Origin of the sequence: Spirosoma soli (genome assembly GCF_042684525.1) — a bacterium.
GTDB classification, from domain to species: domain Bacteria; phylum Bacteroidota; class Bacteroidia; order Cytophagales; family Spirosomataceae; genus Spirosoma; species Spirosoma soli.
In genome coordinates, this window is record NZ_JBHULN010000012.1 from 190,644 (window position 1) to 210,067 (window position 19,424).

Genomic DNA, 19,424 nt, shown 5'->3' on the forward strand with positions numbered 1-19,424 from the left:
GCTACCCGTTTGTCCTACCGAAGTTAACTTAAAAGGGCTATTTAATACCTCCTGAACAGGCTATTCTTTTCCACCCTCCTGGCTCGCCAGCGACCAGTTGTTATCAAAGAAGCCCGCCGTACGGATGCCTTTGGCACCATCACGCAACATGCTGATATTAAAAAACACAAAATCAGGGAAGCCACTACCGCCGGCAAAGTATTGGTTAGCATTCGCGGCTTTCATACCGGCAAGACCCGTACCGGTAACGACGGCTACGGAAGCCATGGGGCTATCAGCCCGTGGCCAGATAAAGTAGCCTCCCAGATCGTCACCCGTGTAACGTTCGCTGCCCACGGTGACTTGTCCACGGCTCACCTGGATCGGGCACTTTGCTAGTAATTTGCTCCAGGCCTTATTGGTTGTTGCATTACCAAATAACACCACCCCGCGGTCGGCATACTGGCCGGGTACAAAGTCGGTGTCAGCAATGATATCTACCGCGCCATTTCCGCGGTAATACCAGGTTTCGGCATCGAACCGAGCTTTTGTGAACGCCCATTCATTTTCGGCGGCATTACCCGAAGTGCCATACACGAATAGCATCCGATTGGCAAAGGCCTCCTTGAATGTGCCGTTCCGGTGCGGCCCCTTCTGAGTTACTTCAGGTCGGGACGTGGGTGTCCAGCGATCTTTTTCTTTGCGCAACACCAGCGTATCGTTGGTACTTGTTGTTGTATAATCAACAGCAGTCCCTCCATCCAGTGTAATCTTTACCGGTGCTTTGGCGCCAAACTCATTCAGAGCCAGCTTTAGCAGGTCTACATTAGTTGTCGTTCCCGTAATCGCGTTTTTAGTCCGGGTAAGCTGCATACGGCTGTAATGCAACGGCTTCGTTTGCTGCTCAATCGACGCCCAGCGATAGGCCGACGAGATACCCGGATTTGCCGTAGTAAAATCGATTGCATTGACAGTAGAATCTACGGGTAGCTGATGCCATTTAAAGAAGTCGAACAAAGGCTTCCAGTCGACACTATGATCACCAAACCAGTGACTCCCGCCAGGATATTCGTAGTAGCTCATGTCGGGCTGCGTCTCGCCCAGAAGTTTGCGCATCTGGCGCGCATACCTAACGGGAACGGTCTGGTCAGCATCGCCATGAAAGACATAAACCCCCAGTGGTTTGTAGTTGGTTACCAGTTTCAGCACATCGCTTTGGTTGCCAGCCCGCAGTAAGGTTTGTTCCAGCGGATTGGTGCTACTATCCGGAATAACCCCATCTGCCGAACCATACTCTTTCAGAGTTGGGTAACCGGCACAGGGCGCAATAGCCGCCCACTTGTCCGGGTAGGTTGCTCCTAAAAACCAGGTACCGTGTCCGCCCATCGAGTGCCCTGTCAGGTAAATATGCCGGGGATCGGGTTTGAATTCATCCTTGGCAATGGTCAACACTTCCAGGGCGTCCAGCCGTCCCCAATCTTCCCAGTTGAACCCCCGCGGCCGACGGTTCGTGGCAGCAACCAGCGTTCCCCAGTCCTTAGGTTTGTACGCCCGGGCCTGTCCGCTGGCTTCTACCCCCGCACCATGAACCGATAAAAACAAAGCAGACGGAGCCGTGCTGGCCGACAATTGGGGCGTTACAGCATAATACTGTAGACTTCCGTCAATCTGGCTCACAAACGTCTTGCTATAAGAGGCCCCTGGTGCTACAGCTTCAATAGATAGGGTTGCCTGATCGAGCTGCTTACCTTTTTGTAAGAGCGTTAAGTCACAATTTTGTGCACCTTTTGCGCTAACGCCACTGCCATCAAACAGAAACGCCACTTTCCGGCTTGACATCGCCGGTATTGGAGGCAGCGTAGTGGTGAGCTCCTTACCAGCTACCTTGCTCTTTATCTGTAGCCCCATTAATCCATTCGTTGAGGCATTGACAACCACCACAGCTGCCTGAAGTGACGTATTGGATTCACCAATCCGGATGCTCGGCAGCGTGGGGTCATCGGTTCGCAAGAGCGCCGACTTAGCCGGGAAGCTTAGATTAGCTGTTACCGTGGTACCTCGTACGTAAAACTCATTTACTCCTTTTTTGAGCTTTACGGGAATGTGCAGATAACCCATGCTGTAGGCATCGCCCATGTGCAGTTCGCCATTGACGTATACGTTGCTATTCCCTTTGATGTTCAGAAGTGCCACCTGATCGCGGGTTGATGGATACGTCAGGTAGGTATAGCCTCCTCCCCAACCAAGCCCCCCGCGAATGCTACCGGGCGTAACGCCGGGGCCCGCCGGGGCGCCCCCATTGCCTCGAAAATTGCCCCGCAGCCGGAGCCGGTTCAGACTGTCAGCCGTGACAGCCAGCCATTTAATTTCCCGTCCCTGATCGTCCGTACCGAATGTTGCCCCTTCGGTGGGTTGCTTCAGCGTATTGGTATAAAGTTGATACGCCAGCGGGTCAGTATAGATAGCTTCCCGACCATAGCGGCTACCGGTCAGGGCTACTAACCCTTTGGTGAATTGATAGCTGTTCGATCCAGTTGATGCCTGACCAACCTGCGCATGAGTAGCGCTGCTTAATAACAAGGCAAAAAATACACTAGTGATGCGGTTGTACATGGTCGATGCGTCGAGCAAGGTCAATTTTCGTTTCTTTAGAGGCTTTACAGAAGCTTAAGCGGATGGAGCTTTAATTAAAGGAGCAGCTAAAAGCAGTACTCAGAAGTAAAGCAGTGTTTCATAAACTTATCCGCTAAAATTCGTTTGAGTCCAAAAGCTACGAATGCTTCTTAAAAATTTTAATAATTGAATTTTCGTCGAAAGATGAGCAGCTAAACTTCTATTTAGTATTTCGCCATTTATTCCGGGCTGCACCAGCGGCCTGACAATTTATGGCTATCTGCTTAAATCATGAAACAAAGCAAAAAGCGGAGAAAGGTTGGCCTCCCTTCTCCGCTTTTAGTGTCGGTATTTGCTGTTTACTGAACTGCCAAAATCTTGAATTCCGTTCTACGATTCTGCTGGTGTTCGTGCTCGGTACAATTAACACCGTCGACACAGCCATTGACAATCTCACTTTCTCCGTATCCCCGGGCCACTAAGCGGTTAGCCGTGATACCCCGCGAAACTAAGTAATCCATGGCCGCCCTGGCGCGGTTTTCCGACAGTCGAACATTGTAAGCATCGGTTGCTCGAGCATCAGTATGTGATCTTAGCTCGATCTGCATTTGTGGGTACTCCTTCAGAATGGCCAGTACGTGATCCAGTTCACGAGCCGCATCAGCCCGAATGAAGAACTTGTTCAGATCGTAATAAATATTCTTGAGTTGGTATACGTCTCCAACGCCATAGAGCCCTAGCGAGTCAGTAACCACTTTTGTATTCCGCTTCGTTTTGGCGTATTGTGCTTTCTTGGTGGCGTAGCGATCCTTCTGGGCCGTAATGGTGTACGGCGCATTCGGCTTTGTATTGAACTCGTAGCCGCCATCGGGGCCCGTGATCACCGTCTGCTCCGACTTATCTTTATCGTTCCGTAAGGTTACTTTCACCCCCTGCGCCGGCCTCTGATTGACTTCCATTTTTACAACACCTTTCACCAGGGTATTTTCCGTACGTTCGAGGTAGATCGACACGTTCATTACGGGTTTAGGAGATTGGGTCAGGGTCGAGAAACGGACACTGTTCAAAGCAAACCCTTCTTTAATGGCTTTGAACTCATATTCTGTGTTAGCATCCAGACACAAGTCGGCGCGGCCTTCTACGTTTGTCAGGCGTAAGTCCTGGTTAACGCCGTTTCTCAGGATACGCACATCCGCGTTCTCGAGTGGTGAACCAGTTTTGGCATCGTAAACGAAAATATTAAGCTGCTTGCAGGTTCGGCGGAAAGCGTAGATGTCATCGTCGCTTACGCCTTTTTTGCGGTTGCTACTGAAATAGCCACTCGTACGGCCTTTGTCGCTGATAAACCCAAAGTCATCTTTCTCCGAGTTAATGGGGACGCCTGCGTTCGTCACTCCTTTATAAGCCACACCGTCTTTCAAATCGGCGTAGAACACGTCCAGACCGCCTAACCCCTCATGTCCGTCAGACGAGAAATACAGACTACCCAGGTCATCCGCGAACGGAAACATCTCGTTACCTTCCGTATTGATCTCCTTGCCCATATTCACGGGCGTTCCCCACTGGCCGTTGTTATATTCTACTACGTAAATGTCAGTACCGCCGTATCCACCAGGCATATCCGAAGCAAAATACATCTTTGTATTATCGGGCGAGAAAGCCGGGTGCCCTACCGAATACTCGCTGCTATTGAACGGCAATTCCTGAATATCAACCCACTTACCGTTCTTGTTCACGGCAGAGTACAATTTCAATTTTTTCACGCCATCAGAGCTTTTACCGGCCTTCCCTTTACTTGTATTGTTACGGGTGAAGACAATAAAATTCTGATCTTTGGTAAAGGTCATTGGGCCTTCGTGATATTTTGTGTTGAGCGTTCGACTGAAAATTTCAGCTTTTGTCAATGGCTGATTTTCGGCGGCTAGTTCTGCTTCTGTTGGCTTTACTTCTCCCCCACTACCTAACACCGCCGAACTAGTCGGGCGAGCCTGCGGTATACCAGGAACCCGTAACTGGTTGGTGTCCGGATGAAAATAAAGATCGAGAAAAGGCGTTTGGTTCCAGTTAAAAACCCGCTTCACCGCCCCCGATTCATCACGGGCCGACACGAATACCAACCCATTTTTGTAATACATTGGACTGAAGTCAGCTTGTCTGGAATTGATCGGCAAGCTATGAACGCGGTAGGAAGATGAGTCCTGATAGAAGCGGCTCATGTCCATGTAAGACACTGTAAAACGGCGCCCCCGAAGGTCCTGAGCCTGTTTTTCGCCGTACTGGCTATACATTTTCTGCGACTCGCGGTACTTACCGTTGGCGGCTAGTGACTGCGCGTAATACAGATAGACTTCGCTGTCGAGGTCAGTATACGCCTTTACCAGTTCACCATATACCCGTTCGGCATTTCGGGTATCCTGCAACTTACGGTAGCTGTAGCCAAGCTTGATCATAGCCTCACGCGTTTCGGCGGGCTCCTTCTTTTTGTCGTTCCGCAAAAAGTCTTCGTACGACCGCACCGCGCTGACGTAGCTAAGGTTATCAAATTGTTTGTTGGCCGCTCGCAACCGCGCACTTTGTGCTTGAACTGTTAGGCTCCACAAGGCCAGTCCTGCAAGTAGCAAGACCCGTACAATTCGGTTCATGGATATTAGTTAGTTAATAGAACTATGGGCTCGCAACGAAACCTATCAAATAAAGTGCCAGTTTTTTTATAGCTATGAATTTCACAATGCAAACCGCTTTGTTACTCTTAATTAAAATACCAAAAATACAATTTTCCAAATTAAATTAAGGGATACACATTCATTTGGATTGCCAACTAAGGCGGGCCATTCGTTTTGTTTGCTCGGTTATTCGGAAGGGATGAGCGATACGGCGGCCAATCACCCAGGCAATCTGCGCTCCAGAAAGTAGTACAGCGGTCTGCTCTCGCTCTGAGCGGGTTAACTTAAGGTCATTCAATAAATCGCTGACGAGCTTGTGGCCTTGTAACCCTAACGGCCTCACCCGATCGCCCAGTCGCCACGGACGGATAGTAAGCGGAAAGGTCAATCGATCAGCATCCAGACAGGCAATCGTTGCATCAGCAGAAGGCCTGAAATCGTCAGGCTTTGCCAGTTGCTCGATACGTAACGTAAACTGATCGCCAACCTCTATTACCGTATTGGCCCAATCATTAATTACGATCTCATAGTCGATCTGTGTGGGTAAAGGCTCCAGCAGCAAAGCTATTCGTTCGTGCACAAGGCGGTGTGAGGCTGATAAAAAAACCTGGCCCACCTCTCGTTCTAGTGACATCGTGATCTGCTCAACCTGATTACCGGTAAACCCAAAGGGCTTTAACCAAGCCGCCAGTTGAAAAACCTGCTCAGGTAATGCCCGTAACTTGTGAATTGGCAACCGAATTTGTTCACCTTCCTGCTCGGCCGTTTCCTGCCACGATCGAGCGAGTTCAGCCTGCATTAGGGCTTCGGCGGCTCGTAATCGCTCGATCGTACGGGGTAGCGTTTGCCATAAGCCCGGATTCAAAGCCGAAAACACCGGCACCACCTGATGACGTAGCCGGTTACGGGCGTACTTATCATCAGCGTTCGAGCTATCCTCCCGAAACAGAAGTCCATTCTCATCAGCATATGCCGACAGATCATCACGGGTGGCAAACAACAACGGTCGAACCACATCCCCCTGGCGAGCTGCAATGCCATGCAGCCCAGCTAAACCAGTCCCCCGAATCAGATTCAGTAACATTGTTTCCAACACGTCGTTTTGGTGATGAGCGGTTGCAACACAAGCGTATGAATGATCACGTAGCAGTTGGGCAAACCAGTCATAGCGCAGTTCGCGGGCGGCCATCTGGATAGAAATGCCCCGTTGAGCGGCTACCAGCGCCGTTTCAACCCGAATGCTGTGGAACGGAACCCCGTACTGTTTAGCCTTGTTTTGTACAAAAGCAGCATCAGCATCTGATTCGGTCCCGCGAAGGCCAAAGTTCACGTGAGCTATGGCAAAAGGCTGTCCAGTACGGTGAAACACTTCCGCCATAACGACCGAATCCAATCCACCACTAACCGCCAACAGTACGCAATCGGTTGGCTTGAATAGACACTTATCGTTAATAAATCCTAAAAAATCGCGCTCCAGCATCCTGAATTGGCTCGAAGCCGTAGTTTTGTCATTATGTATCGTTCAATTTTCCGATTTCTTGTCATTGCCACCTTACTCGGTTCGTTGTTCACGCTCACTGACGTACAAGCCCAGGTAGGCCGTTCGCCAGCCGGTGACAAGGTAGAGCTGTTGCCCGGCTCAGACAGTTTAGTCGGTGTGAATATACCAGGTCAGGTCGTCCGGAAGATATATAATAATGTTCGGTTCCGGCAGAAAGGGGTCTTGATGTTCTGTGACCTGGCCATCCAGAACGTAACGACCAACGTTATTGAAGCGTATGGCAATGTCCGGATGGTACAGGGTGATACCATCAGTGTTCGGGGCGATACGATGTATTACTACGGAAACAACCGACAGGCCAATCTGCGTGGCCATGTCATCATGCAGGACCGCAAGATGACGCTTACCACGGCGCAGCTCGACTACGATATGCTATCGGGAATTGCGCATTACCCTACGCCGGGCCGCATTGTCGATAAAGAGAACGTACTAACGAGTCGGGAAGGCTATTACGACACGCGAAGCAAGCTATTTACGTTCCGCCAGAACGTTCGTCTGGTCAATCCTAAAGGCACGCTCACGGCCGACTCGTTGCTGTATAATTCTTTAACCCGCATTGCTACTTTTCAGGGCCCAACCCGGATCACCAATAAAGACGGGGTCTTAACCGCTGTGGAAGGGCAGTACAATACCACAACGGGTATTTCTAACTTCCAGCGCCGGGCCACGGTTGAAACTCCGAAATATCGGCTGACTGGTGATTCTTTGTACTACGATAACGTAACAGAACTTGGCATTGCCAAAGGCAACGTGATCATGGTGGCTAAAGATAAGAAGGCGGTTATTTTGGGGGATCACGTTCGCTACAACGGTAAGGCAGGCATATCGCGGGTAACGGGGCATCCGGTGGCCAAAAGCTTGGCAAACGAAACAACTAAAGACACCCTCTTTCTGCGGGCCGATACGCTATTTTCGTACGATGACAAAATAACAAACACGCGTCGCCTGTTGGCCCACAAAAACGTGTTTATCTACAAATCGGACCTGCAAAGCAAGTGTGACTCGCTCATCTACAACACCGCCGACTCAACCATTTATTTTTACAAGAAGCCGATCGTCTGGAGTCAGAATAAGTACCAGATGGAAGCCGACTCAATGCGGGCGTTGCTAAAAAACAACAAAATCAACACCATGTTCTTAAAGGGCAAGTCGTTCGTAATTTCGCTTGATACGCTGAAGAACTACAATCAGGTGAAGGGACGCACGATTACTGCCTATTTTGTTACAAAGCAGGTACGGCCTGCTCCTGCTGCTTCGGCCCAATCGACGCTTACCCAAACGGTAGCGACAGCAACAACCCAACGAAGTGTTTCGGTGATTGCAACGAACACCCCCATCAAAAGCGTATTGCCTAAAGACGCAACACCCCCGTCAACGACCGCCCCAGTTCAGGAGCAAACTACGCTTGATCGGGTCATTGTGGAAGGAAACGGGCAGAGCATTTATTACGCCGTTGATGACGACAATAAAATGATCGGTTTAAACCATGTGGAGTGCAGCCGAATGAACATTGAGTTTGCCGACAGTAAGGTCGGGCGCATTCGATTCTACGGCCGCCCTGACGCTCAACTCATTCCACCAAAAGAAATTACTAGTGAGAACGAGCAGTTGGATGGATTCCGGTGGCGGGAAGCAGAACAACCAACGAAAGGGCAAGTTCTGTGGCTGGAGACACCACCGGCTGAGCAGCCAGCAGCTAAAAAAGCGATTAAAACTAAGTCGTCGGTTAAACCTTTAGCTAAGAAACTCGTTCCAAGGAGTAATAATTAAGGCATTTAACAATTTTTTAGATAGTACCCCGTTGACTTTGTCTTTTTCCATGAATAGGTTTGCGGTGAGTACAAGTGTACCTGAATTAGACTTTCATGAAACAAATTATACTTATTGGTGTACTAACGGGCTTGCTAACGGCTACAATCCCGATACGGGCGCAGGTTGCGCTTCGGGATTCGGACGCTCGAAAGGGCAGCCGACTGGAGCTGGGCCGGACAACTCCAGCCCGTAAAACAAACGCGGCAGCACTACCTGCCCAGCGTTTTTCGATCAACCCCAATCAAACATTGTCTGGGCTCGATCGGTCCATGGCGTTGCACAAAAACAGCACAATCAACGAGCATTATAAAACACTGCTCGTTGCCCGTTCGGTTTCTAAACCCACCGTTCGTACTGCGTCAGCAGATAACAATTCACCGGCAGTAACAGCAGATCTTCGTCCGGTAACCAACCAGGAAGGGAAGGGTGAGAATCGAATGTACACCAACGAAAAAATTTGGGTATCAAACGTTTTCCCGAATCCGGCCGACGATGTAGCTGAGATTGACTATCAATTCAGCGGTCCCGCTGCCGAAGCAAAGCTCGTTCTGTTAAACGTTTTAGGCGCTCCAGTTGCTGAGTACGAGCTGGAACGTAATGACCGTAAGCTCCGGATTGTAACCCGCGATTTTGCTACGGGCTATTACCTGTATCAGCTTTCTGTTGATGGTAAAAAAGTAGCTACTAAGCGGCTGTTGGTTCGCCATCAGTAGCCGATCCATTTCTGTTAAAATATCGTAAACAGATTCACCAAGAGCTGTTTGCGGCACTATACGGGCTATATCGACGTTAAAACGATGTAGCCCGTAATTTTTTTGTATCTTTGCAATCGTATGCAACAACGTCATATTAGTAAGTTTCTGCTGGGGACTTTGGTCGTGTTTTTGCTTGGTTCGTGCAGTCCGTTCTCTAAATTGCAGAAAAGCGGAACCGATGACGAGAAGTATAAAGGAGCCGTCGAGTATTATAAGAAAGGGGACTGGTACCGCGCTGGCTTGCTATTTGAAGAGCTCATTCCGGTTCTGAAAGGTAGTACCGAGTCTGAAATGGCTCAGTTTTACTATGCTTACACACAGTATCACCAGCAGCAGTATTTGCTCAGCGCTACGCTGTTCAAAAAGTTTTACGAAACGTTTGCCCGTTCTGACTACGCGCAGGAAGCCATGTATATGTATGCTTACTCGCTGTATAAAGACACGCCGTCCTTCAACCTCGATCAGTCGAATACGTTGACAGCCAGTTCGGCCCTACAAGATTTTGTTAACGCTTATCCGGATAGCAAGTACAAAGACGATTGTACCAAACTGATTCTGGAACTTCGGAAGAAGCTGGAACAGAAGGCTTACGAGAAAGCGAAGTTGTATTATAAAACCAGCGGTTTTAACATCGCTTCGTACAAGTCGTCTGTCATCGCCATTAACAACTTTCAAAAAGAATTTCCTGATTCTGAATACAATGAAGAATTAGCGTTTCTGAAAGTAGATGCTGAATTTAGTTTGGCCCAAAATAGTTTGGAAAGCAAACAGAAGGAACGTTATCAGGAAGCAATGAATTATCATCAGGCTTTCGTGGATAAATACCCTAACAGCCGATTCGTGAAACAATCGGAAAAAATGTATGAAACCAGTCAAAAAGAAATTGAACGACTGGTAAAACTGGAGCAGGAGCGCGAACAGGAAAAACAAAAGCTTAAGAATCAGCCCGACCCTAACCGCCCGGCGAAGGTAACGGCAGCCAATTAATACAGTGAGCAGTGAATGGTAGACAGTCGCCCGTTGGTGTGCGGTTTGTTTATTGATCACTGTCAGCTGCTAACTGTTAACTGAAAAATGGCAACAAATCAATCTATTATTACCCGCGACAACGATAAGATTGCTGTTCAAACCGGCAACCTCTATGAGTCAGTATCGATCATTTCGAAACGTGCTCGGCAGATTTCGACTAAAAACAAAGAGGAGCTCAGCAATAAATTGTCCGAGTTTGTATCAGCAGTCGACAACTTAGAAGAAGTATTCGAGAACCGCGAGCAGATCGAAATCTCGAAATTCTACGAGCGTATGCCAAAGCCAACGTCGATCGCGACGGATGAGTTTCTGGAAGGCAAAGTCTACTGGCGCTATAACGACGAAGACGCTCAACAATAATTAAGTGAGTTGTCTGCAATATCTCAGGACCGCACGGTATGTTTGCCGTGCGGTTTTTCTGTTTGATCAAGTTGCCAGATGCCAATGGCCGCCATTAATCAAGCTTGTACGACCTCTTTCTGATTGATGATATGACTTTATCGGGTAAACGAATTCTCCTTGGCGTAACAGGCAGTATATCAGCCTATAAATCAGCACTGCTGGTACGACTGCTCATCAAGGCGGGTGCCGAGGTCCAGGTCGTTATGACGGAGTCGGCTAAAGAGTTTATTACACCGTTAACCCTGGCTACTCTCTCGAAACGCCCTACGCTCTCTTCGTTCGTTAAGGACACAACGGGAAGCCATGGAGATGGTAGCTGGAACAATCACGTTGAATTAGGGCTGTGGGCCGATGGCATTGTGATAGCCCCTGCATCGGCTCATACGCTGGCGAGGTGCGCCCATGGCTTCTGCGACGACTTGTTGTCGGCTGTTTACCTGTCGGCAAAATGTCCTGTTTTCTTTGCCCCGGCGATGGATTTAGACATGTATCGTCATCCCACTACGGTAGAAAACCTACGTCGGCTCAGCGCCTATGGCAATCGCATCATACAAGCCGAGCATGGCGAGCTGGCCAGTGGACTAGTGGGCGAAGGCCGACTGGCTGAGCCCGAAACTATTGTGCAAGTACTGGAAGCGTTTTGGACGGAGAGCATGGGGCTCGGGGCATGGGGCTCGGGGCGGAGAGCGGAGGGAGCGGATGCAGTAGATTCTCTACCCTTTACCCCCAGCCCTCTGCCCCCCCACCCTTCGCCCCTCGCAGGGAAGCGGGTGTTGATTACAGCCGGCCCCACTCAAGAGCCGATTGATCCGGTACGGTACATTAGTAACCATTCGACGGGTAAAATGGGGTACGCCATTGCCGGAGCTTTTGCGGAAATGGGAGCCGACGTTACGCTAGTCAGTGGGCCAACGTCTCTCGCCCTGCCCTACCCGTCTATCCAGCGCATTGCTGTACGATCGGCGCGGGAGATGTTTGAGGCAGCTCAACAGGCCTTCTCGAAGGCAGATATAGTCGTTCTAAGCGCAGCAGTGGCCGACTATACTCCAACCCATCCAGAAAATCAGAAGATCAAAAAGAAAGAAGATATTTTCGCGCTTGAATTGACCAAAACTGTTGACATTGCCGCTACATTGGGCAAACAGAAACAAGCCGGTCAGCTACTCATGGGCTTTGCGCTGGAAACAAATAATGAATACGAAAACGCCCTAAAGAAGCTTCATGCCAAAAATTTAGACTGGATCGTGCTTAACTCATTGCGCGATCAGGGAGCTGGTTTCGGACACGATACCAATAAAATCACCGTTATTGACAAAGACGAACAATCCTACGAATTTGCGTTAAAATCAAAAGATGAGGTGGCCAGGGATTTAGTCAATTTAGTTCTTGAAAAGCTCACGGCTTACCCCTCATCAACCAGCATTGTATGAAATACTTCCTATTGCTTTTGACCCTTTTATCAATACCTCGAATTGATGCTAACGCGCAGGAACTGAACTGCCAGGTGACCATCAATTCTGATCAGTTGTTTGCGCAACAGAAAACTGACTTTTCATACGTAAACCAGCTGAAAGGTATCATTACGGAGTTCATGAACAACCGGCGCTGGAGCAATGACCAGTATACCGTTTCGGAACGTATCAATTGTTCGCTAAACATTAATCTGGTGAAATCATTAACGCAAGGGGTCTTTGAAGCAACCGCCCAAATCGTCGTGACGCGCCCGGTGTATGGCACAAATTATGAAACCACCGTTTTTAGTTACGTAGACCGTGCGTTCAACTTTGTGTATTTACCCACAACGCCTGTTTACTACCGCGAAAATCAGTTTTCAGATGATCTTACCTCTCTATTAGCTTTCTACGCCAACGTAATCCTGGCCGTCGACTACGACACCTTTAGCAAGCAGGGGGGCAATCCATTCATTCAACGAGCCTACAACATCACTAATCTGGCTCAGCAGGGATCAGTTAATAGTGCCTGGCAAACGGGTGGCGATCGACGTAACCGCTACTGGTTGATCGAGAACTTACAAAATCAGCAACTGATCCCGTTCCGCGATGGCTTGTACACGTATCACCGGCTGGGTCTGGATGTGTTTGCCGCCAATCCCGTACAGGTCCGTAAACAAACGCTCGACTTGCTGACCACAATTCGTACCATTGGCCTGCAGTTACCGAACTCCGTTCTGATCAACTCCTTTTTCGATGCGAAATCGCAGGAGCTGTATAACATTATGTACGAAGGAACACCGGCTGAGCGTAAACGCGCCTTTGATCTGCTTTCGTTTCTGGACCCGGCCAAAACCGAAGTGTATCGGAAATTAGTGTTGTAAGAAATCACTCCAGCGCTGATTGTAGACGGCTTGATCACCTTACTTCATTAAAATTATAAAAGGTAAATTCATACTCCAAAATCACTGAACCTCGCCCCGGCTACCTGTGTTAGTTAAGTAAGGAGCTTCCTCTATGCTATCGCATCTACTCATAAAAAATTACGCGCTGATTGACGAGCTTGAGCTCGCCCCCGACCGTGAATTGAACATCATTACGGGCGAAACAGGAGCCGGTAAGTCGATCATGCTAGGGGCTATCGGATTACTGTTGGGTAATCGGGCCGATACGCGGGTACTTTACAACCCCGAACAAAAATGTGTTATCGAAGGTACGTTCGGGGTGTCGGGGTACATTATCGAACGAATTTTTGATGAAGAAGAATTAGATTATTCCGACACCTGCATCGTCCGCCGGGAGATTGGTGTTAGTGGTAAATCACGGGCGTTCGTGAACGACACGCCTGTAAACCTGGAAACGCTTCGCCGGGTCACCAGTCAGCTCATGGATATTCACTCCCAGCACGACTCGGTACTGCTGGGCTCCAACGAATACCAGTTGGAGATCGTTGATACGTATGCACAGAACGACAGCCAGCTACGTAGTTACCGCACTGACTATCAAACTTATCGTACAAAAAAAGCCGTATACGACCAACTGCAGGCCGAAGCGTCGTCTATGCGCAAGGAGTTCGACTATAACAACTTTTTGTACGAAGAGCTGGCTAAAGCCCAACTACAACCCGACGAGCAGGAGCTACTCGAACAGGAATTAAACATTCTGGAGAACGCCGAAGAAATTAAAGAGCGTCTCCAGTTGGCTTACGAATACCTGGATAACACCGAACAGTCGGTTATTGACTTTTTGAAAGGTGCTGTTAGCAACCTATCGTACATCAGCAAGCTCTCTGACCAGTACGAGCAATTACAACAGCGGGCCCAAAGCAGCCTGATCGAACTTCGAGACCTGGCCGACGAAATTAGTACTGAGCAGGACCGGGTTGACGTAGACGACACCCGCGCCGAAACCATCCGCGAACGGCTGAATCTGATCTACCAGCTTCAGACAAAGCACCAGGTGAAGGACATCGCTGGCCTGATTGAGCTACGTGACGAATTAGGCCAAAAAGTAAGTAAGGTGCTGAACCTCGATGACGAACTGGCCGACGCCAAAGCGCAGACTGAAGCTGCCCGCGCTCAATTACAAACGAGTGCCGAATCGCTGTCGGACTCCCGGCAAGCGGTGTTACGTCCCATTGAGGCTGAAATTGGCAGCTTGTTACACGATCTGGGCATGCCGAATGCATCGCTGCTTATTCAGGCCGAAACCGGCAAACCGACACCAACTGGTGTAGACACGATCTCGTTTTTATTCAGCGCTAACAAGGGCGTTAAGCCGCAGCAACTGAAGAACGTAGCATCGGGGGGTGAGTTTTCGCGGTTAATGATGGCGATCAAATACATACTGGCCAGCAAGCGTTCGCTACCAACCATTATTTTCGACGAAATTGACACGGGCGTGTCGGGCGAGATTGCCATCAAGATGGGGAACATGATGCATGACATGGCCCATAGCCATCAGATAATTGCCATAACGCACCTGCATCAGATTGCGGGTCAGGGTACGGCTCATTATTTTGTTTATAAAGATCACTCGGCGGCTAAAACGGTTAGCCGGATCAAGAAACTGACGTTTGACGAACGAGTCAATGAAATTGCACAGATGATTGGAGGCAAAAATCCATCCCCGAGTGCTCTCAAGAACGCCCGGGAGATTCTCAAACAACGCACTACGGCGTCTGTCAAATGATTACTGTTAAAGAGCCGTTACTAAATTGTAACGGCTTTTCTTGTAATCCCACATTATAAACCAATTACGTTTCTATGTTTAAGTTTTTCCCCACTGTAGCTAGTTTCATTATCAGCAGCTTGTTTTTCTTGAGTTGCAAATCGGACGAAAACAAGATTAAGGACGCTGAAAACGAAGTTTTTGCCATTCACGACGAAGTAATGCCAAAGATTGATGACGTAATGAAGCTGCGGAAACAGTTAAGACAACGGATTACCTCTTTTGACAGTCTGAAAGTAGCGGGCTCAGCAGCTGCTACCTTACGGACCGACGAAGATAAAGAGCAAGCCGTCCGCATTAATCAGGATTTAGCCCTCGCCGATAGCCTGATGATGGACTGGATGAGCCGTTATAATGGCGATACACTCGCCAAACTACCTTCTGAAGAAGCCCTTCGCTATCTGACAGATCAAAAAGACAAGATCACCGATGTTAAAACGAAAGTTAATACAAGTATCCAGCAGGCCCGCCAGTTCCTGGGTAAGAATTAGTGTATGGCTGCTGCTAGTAGGCGTAGCCACTACATTTTCAGGATGCAGTTCGGCCGATGACAAGCTACCCATTCTGGGACAACGGGAAGCCGTAACCAAAGTGGTAGACGGCAAAACCGTAACCGATTCAACTTACCAGACGGTCCCTGATTTTAAGTTCGTAAGTCAGTACGGCGATACGGTAACGGCTAAAGCACTTGATAACAAAATCTACGTTGCCGATTTCTTCTTCACTAGTTGCCCCACCATTTGTCCCAAAATGAAGGTACAGTTGAAACGAGTGTATGAGAAGTTTAAGGGCAACCCAGACATCATGCTGCTTTCGCACACCATTGACCCGGCCCACGATTCGGTGGCGGTATTGAAAGAATTTGCCGATAATCTTGGTATAACGGGCCAGCAATGGTTGTTTGTTACGGGTGATCGGGAGAAAATCTACGACATTGCTCAGAACAGTTATATGGTAACCGCCCAAACGGATTCATCGGCCCCAGGGGGCGTTGTTCACAGTGGAGCGTTTATTCTGGTCGACAAGGCAAAACACATTCGCGGCATCTACGACGGGACAACCGAAGAAGGTGTTGACAAGTTGATGAATGATATGGAGCGGCTGCTGGCTGAGTATAAAAAATGATTCGACTGATAAGCTTTTTGACAGCCTTCCTTATCCTGCTAAATTTTGTTTCCTGCCAAAGCGACGAGGAAATTAAGCGGCAGCAGTACATCACGGAAGGCATTCTTATTTACAAGAACAACTGCGCGAACTGTCATCAGAATAAAGGCGAGGGGTTGGCTAATCTGTATCCTCCCATTGCCGGATCGGATTATCTGGCGAATAAAAACAGTGTTATTTGTCTGATTCGCTACGGGCAGCAGGGACCGATCGTTGTCAATGGTAAGCCTTACAATCGGCCGATGCCCCCTCAACCGCAACTAAGTGATCTGGAAGTGGCGGAACTCACCACCTATATGTATAACGAGTGGGGCGGTGAAACCAAACTGACGGATGTGAAGGCCGTTACGCCTGTGCTCAATGAGTGCAAAAAGTAATGGCTCGTTCTTACGAGCCATTACTTTTTTTAAAATCCGGGGCCACCTTCCATATTGAAGATACCGGTTGGCTTTCGAATAGAATATTGGCTGAAGTCCTGATTCGCATCTAAACCAAGACCGTACAGTTTTTCGCCGGTTAGCTGACTCAGTACGGCCACTTGTTTATCCGTAAAAACCTTCTTACTAACGGGGTTCCAGTTTAATTCAGAAGTCAGTAATTTCTCCTGTTTCTGCTTATTAATAACCACCACATGCCCCATAACGGTGTACAAATCCTTTGCCTTATCGTAGCGACCTGAGTCGGAGCGTAGCGTTGTCACTTCTTCACCAGCAGGGCCGTAGAAAACGATATTGACCGGCTTCGGATACCTGCGGTTATCGTTCTCATAGCGAAATTGCTTGGGAGTCGTCAGCCTGACCTTCAGCATCGCAGCCTCGCTATACAGCAGTTTTACGTCGTTGATTTCTTCTACGGGACCTTTGTAGGGTTGCACTTTCTTGACCTGCTTCGACTCTTCACAGCCCATTAACAAGGCGCACAGGCAGGCGAGTAACAAAGCAGCTGGTGCATTGGTAATACGTAATTTCATGAATCGGTGCGAACTAGTTCAACAAACTAACCCCAGTCAAAAGCAATACGTTTTGGCAAATTAATCCACTACCTGCTTACGGAACCACAAGTCGTTCAGTGAGAACCCGAGCCCAATACGAACGTATTGTTCGCGAATCTGTGTACCTGTCAACACACCCCGCTGTCCACCCACAACCGATAAGGTTACGTGGTTTACAAAATAAGCGCCTACGGGCAGCGATATGCCCAGGCTACCGTTGACATCATTAATTTGTTTGCCTTCAACCGTATACGGTAATCGGTTATACTGAAAACCCGCCCGGTACGTAATAAGGTCACGGTAGCGCGTCGAGTTTGGTTTAGGTGTGTATTCAAGCCCCGTCGCAACAGTTATACCGTCGGACAAATTACCCGGTTGGTTGGTCACCGTGCGATATTTGGCCCACTGCTGAATACCTACGTCAACGCCGACCAGAAACGTGTTCTTTTTTTCCAGACTAATACCAAAATGCATTTGCTGGGGCAATGTGGCTCGACCGTTTTCTTCGGTTCGTAAGGTATCCGTCGCTGAAATGGCTGTTCCGGTTAAGTTTGTTTGTTGGTAGATATCACTCTCGCGGCCATTAATACGCGTTTGAGGGTCATAGGTAGCGCCCAGGTTTAGGTTCCAGTTCTCACTTAGCTTTGGCCGCCAGGCAGCGCCTAGTTTCCAAACGATGTCGCTGTAATTTACCCGGTTCAACCGCGATACCCGAGTGTCCTGAATACCAAGATCACTATCGTTTATCAGCACTCTGGAGTCGGAGGTATTAGTGATGTTACCAAAAACAAAAGCGGCTTCAACGCCCAGATAAATGTTCTTGGTAATACGAACGCCGTGGGCAAACGTTGCTTTGTTCAACCCGCCACGACCGGTATAGTTGTACTCAGCTTCGTAGATCGTTCCCGGCACGGTCCGGTACTGACGCGTGTTATAATCTACGTACGTGTACGGTCGGAGGCTAAGTGACATGTTCCAGCGCGAATTAGCCGGAACGGCCAAGGCCAGATAGCCCAGGTTGCCGCCGAAGTCACGTTGGCTCTGTAACCCTCCATTGAGGTTCTGACTGAGCGACTTCGTCTGGCCAAGCAATCCTACTTCAAAAATAGTGAAACGAGTCCGCTGGGCGAGCAGTGCCGGGTTCTGCATGTTCAGATAAAATGGGTTGGCGTTACTAATGCCCAAACCACCCATTCCCATATTAGTCACGTTACCCGGACTATACAATTCACCGATACCCAAAGCGGAATAGGGTGAGTTCCCCAATCCCTGTGCCAATACCATCGGCGATGTCGCGGCAACGGCCAGCAGACTATACGTTAACGTCCGGCGTAGCCGCGTGTAAATTCTCAACATTATAGCGTAAAATTCGATTCAATCCAATCAGCACCAATTCGGGCATTGCAAATATCGGGGGTTTAAGACGACTTTCAAAGGCAGGAGCATCTCCCCCACATAACAACACCACGATACCTGGGTACTCCCGGCGGTAGCTGTCAATGATGCCGTTCATCTCAAACGTCAATCCATTCATAACGCCACTCTGCAAAGCATCCCGTGTATTCTTTGCAGTTATCGCTGGCCAATCAGTGGGTACGTCGACCAGTGGTAAGCGAGCGGTTTGTTCGTGCATGGCCCGAAAGCGCATCCTGAGACCTGGCGAAATCAATCCTCCCTGAAATATCGCATTCCGATCCACAAAATCAGCTGTCAGGCAAGTACCCAGATCCAGCACTAAGCAATCTTGCCCCGGAAACACGGCTACCGCTCCCACCGCAGCTGCCACCCGGTCGGCACCGAGGGTATTCGGCGTGTCGTATGCTTTACGTATGGGAACGGCCGTTTGGCTATTCAGCACCCAAAAGTCGCTTCCCAATACGGTCAGTTGCCGACGTATTTCTTCGGCCGGACGACTCGTCGATGACACAATCACATGGTTCACTGCACTATGTTTCAGTTCAGCCTGCAACGCTTCCGGCGATTCATGGCGCCCGACTTTTACTAATTGTGGTCCATCGAACCAACCCGTTTTGAGGGCTGAGTTTCCCCAGTCTACCACCAGATTCATCGCCGTCGAGGGCTCTGCTAGTTGCCTATGTGTGTGCATCGTGTACGGAAATTTTAACGTTGTTGGCGGTAGTAAAATTTGGGCTACTGCGGTCTTTTAAGGTTTTTTAACGGCAATGTACCTATTTAAAAGCAGTACTCTTATTAGGAGACTTAGCTCATTTGGCCTGGTTATTGCAAACGTGAGCTATAGAGTTCTCTGGGGGC

Annotated in this window: 16 protein-coding genes; 10 read left to right on the plus strand and 6 right to left on the minus strand. The window is 49.0% G+C overall.

What is annotated here, in order from left to right:
* Positions 1-60 precede the first annotated feature (60 nt).
* From ACFSUS_RS19115 to tilS, 3 genes are all read right to left on the minus strand, one after another.
* A complete protein-coding gene (locus ACFSUS_RS19115; RefSeq protein WP_381525338.1) occupies positions 61-2,616 on the minus strand; it encodes a carboxylesterase family protein in 2,556 nt (851 codons plus the stop codon).
* A gap of 335 nt (positions 2,617-2,951) precedes the next feature.
* The gene (locus ACFSUS_RS19120; RefSeq protein ID WP_381525339.1) at positions 2,952-5,234 is read right to left on the minus strand and encodes an OmpA family protein; all 2,283 of its coding nucleotides are present in this window, start codon (positions 5,232-5,234) and stop codon (positions 2,952-2,954) included.
* A gap of 160 nt (positions 5,235-5,394) precedes the next feature.
* Positions 5,395-6,735 carry a tRNA lysidine(34) synthetase TilS gene (tilS, locus tag ACFSUS_RS19125; RefSeq protein ID WP_381525340.1) on the minus strand — a complete coding sequence of 447 codons (1,341 nt, stop codon included), beginning with the start codon at positions 6,733-6,735 and terminating at the stop codon, positions 5,395-5,397.
* Positions 6,736-6,768: 33 nt separating this feature from the next.
* On the opposite strand from tilS, the gene ACFSUS_RS19130 reads away from it, so the two are divergent.
* The 10 genes from ACFSUS_RS19130 (at position 6,769) to ACFSUS_RS19175 (ending at position 16,536) form a co-directional block, all read left to right on the plus strand.
* Positions 6,769-8,586, plus strand: a complete 1,818-nt coding sequence (locus ACFSUS_RS19130; RefSeq protein ID WP_381525341.1) for an OstA-like protein — start codon at positions 6,769-6,771, stop codon at positions 8,584-8,586.
* 95 nt (positions 8,587-8,681) lie between these two features.
* Complete coding sequence (locus ACFSUS_RS19135; RefSeq protein ID WP_381525342.1) at positions 8,682-9,341, plus strand: T9SS type A sorting domain-containing protein; 660 nt, start codon at positions 8,682-8,684, stop codon at positions 9,339-9,341.
* Between the two features lie 120 nt (positions 9,342-9,461).
* Positions 9,462-10,370, plus strand: coding sequence for an outer membrane protein assembly factor BamD (locus ACFSUS_RS19140; RefSeq protein ID WP_381525343.1), 909 nt, complete (start codon positions 9,462-9,464; stop codon positions 10,368-10,370).
* Between the two features lie 87 nt (positions 10,371-10,457).
* Positions 10,458-10,772, plus strand: a complete 315-nt coding sequence (locus tag ACFSUS_RS19145; RefSeq protein WP_381525344.1) for a DNA-directed RNA polymerase subunit omega — start codon at positions 10,458-10,460, stop codon at positions 10,770-10,772.
* Positions 10,773-10,903: 131 nt separating this feature from the next.
* The gene (locus tag ACFSUS_RS19150) at positions 10,904-12,244 is read left to right on the plus strand and encodes a bifunctional phosphopantothenoylcysteine decarboxylase/phosphopantothenate synthase (protein ID WP_381525364.1); all 1,341 of its coding nucleotides are present in this window, start codon (positions 10,904-10,906) and stop codon (positions 12,242-12,244) included.
* On the plus strand, positions 12,241-13,149 hold the full coding sequence (gene porD, locus ACFSUS_RS19155) for a type IX secretion system protein PorD (RefSeq protein WP_381525345.1): 909 nt from the start codon (positions 12,241-12,243) through the stop codon (positions 13,147-13,149). The genes ACFSUS_RS19150 and porD overlap by 4 nt, the downstream gene beginning before the upstream one ends.
* A 133-nt stretch (positions 13,150-13,282) precedes the next feature.
* Entirely contained in the window at positions 13,283-14,956 is a 1,674-nt protein-coding gene (gene recN, locus ACFSUS_RS19160; protein ID WP_381525346.1) for a DNA repair protein RecN, read from the plus strand.
* Positions 14,957-15,030: 74 nt separating this feature from the next.
* Positions 15,031-15,486: a viral A-type inclusion protein gene (locus ACFSUS_RS19165; RefSeq protein WP_381525347.1), complete on the plus strand. Its 456-nt coding sequence runs from the start codon at positions 15,031-15,033 to the stop codon at positions 15,484-15,486.
* Positions 15,425-16,120, plus strand: a complete 696-nt coding sequence (locus ACFSUS_RS19170) for an SCO family protein (RefSeq protein ID WP_381525348.1) — start codon at positions 15,425-15,427, stop codon at positions 16,118-16,120. Before ACFSUS_RS19165 ends, ACFSUS_RS19170 begins: the two co-directional genes overlap by 62 nt.
* Positions 16,117-16,536 (plus strand): c-type cytochrome, encoded by a 420-nt coding sequence (locus ACFSUS_RS19175; protein WP_381525349.1) that lies wholly within the window; start codon positions 16,117-16,119, stop codon positions 16,534-16,536. The genes ACFSUS_RS19170 and ACFSUS_RS19175 overlap by 4 nt, the downstream gene beginning before the upstream one ends.
* Positions 16,537-16,565: 29 nt before the next feature.
* Here ACFSUS_RS19175 and lptC read toward each other — a convergent pair whose 3' ends face one another.
* Genes lptC through ACFSUS_RS19190 form a run of 3 tightly spaced genes read right to left on the minus strand, consistent with a single transcriptional unit; the run spans position 16,566 to position 19,257 of the window.
* On the minus strand, positions 16,566-17,129 hold the full coding sequence (gene lptC / locus ACFSUS_RS19180; protein ID WP_381525350.1) for an LPS export ABC transporter periplasmic protein LptC: 564 nt from the start codon (positions 17,127-17,129) through the stop codon (positions 16,566-16,568).
* Between the two features lie 60 nt (positions 17,130-17,189).
* A complete protein-coding gene (locus ACFSUS_RS19185) occupies positions 17,190-18,506 on the minus strand; it encodes a hypothetical protein (protein ID WP_381525351.1) in 1,317 nt (438 codons plus the stop codon).
* Positions 18,463-19,257, minus strand: coding sequence for a type III pantothenate kinase (locus ACFSUS_RS19190; RefSeq protein ID WP_381525352.1), 795 nt, complete (start codon positions 19,255-19,257; stop codon positions 18,463-18,465). The genes ACFSUS_RS19185 and ACFSUS_RS19190 overlap by 44 nt, the downstream gene beginning before the upstream one ends.
* Positions 19,258-19,424 lie beyond the last annotated feature (167 nt).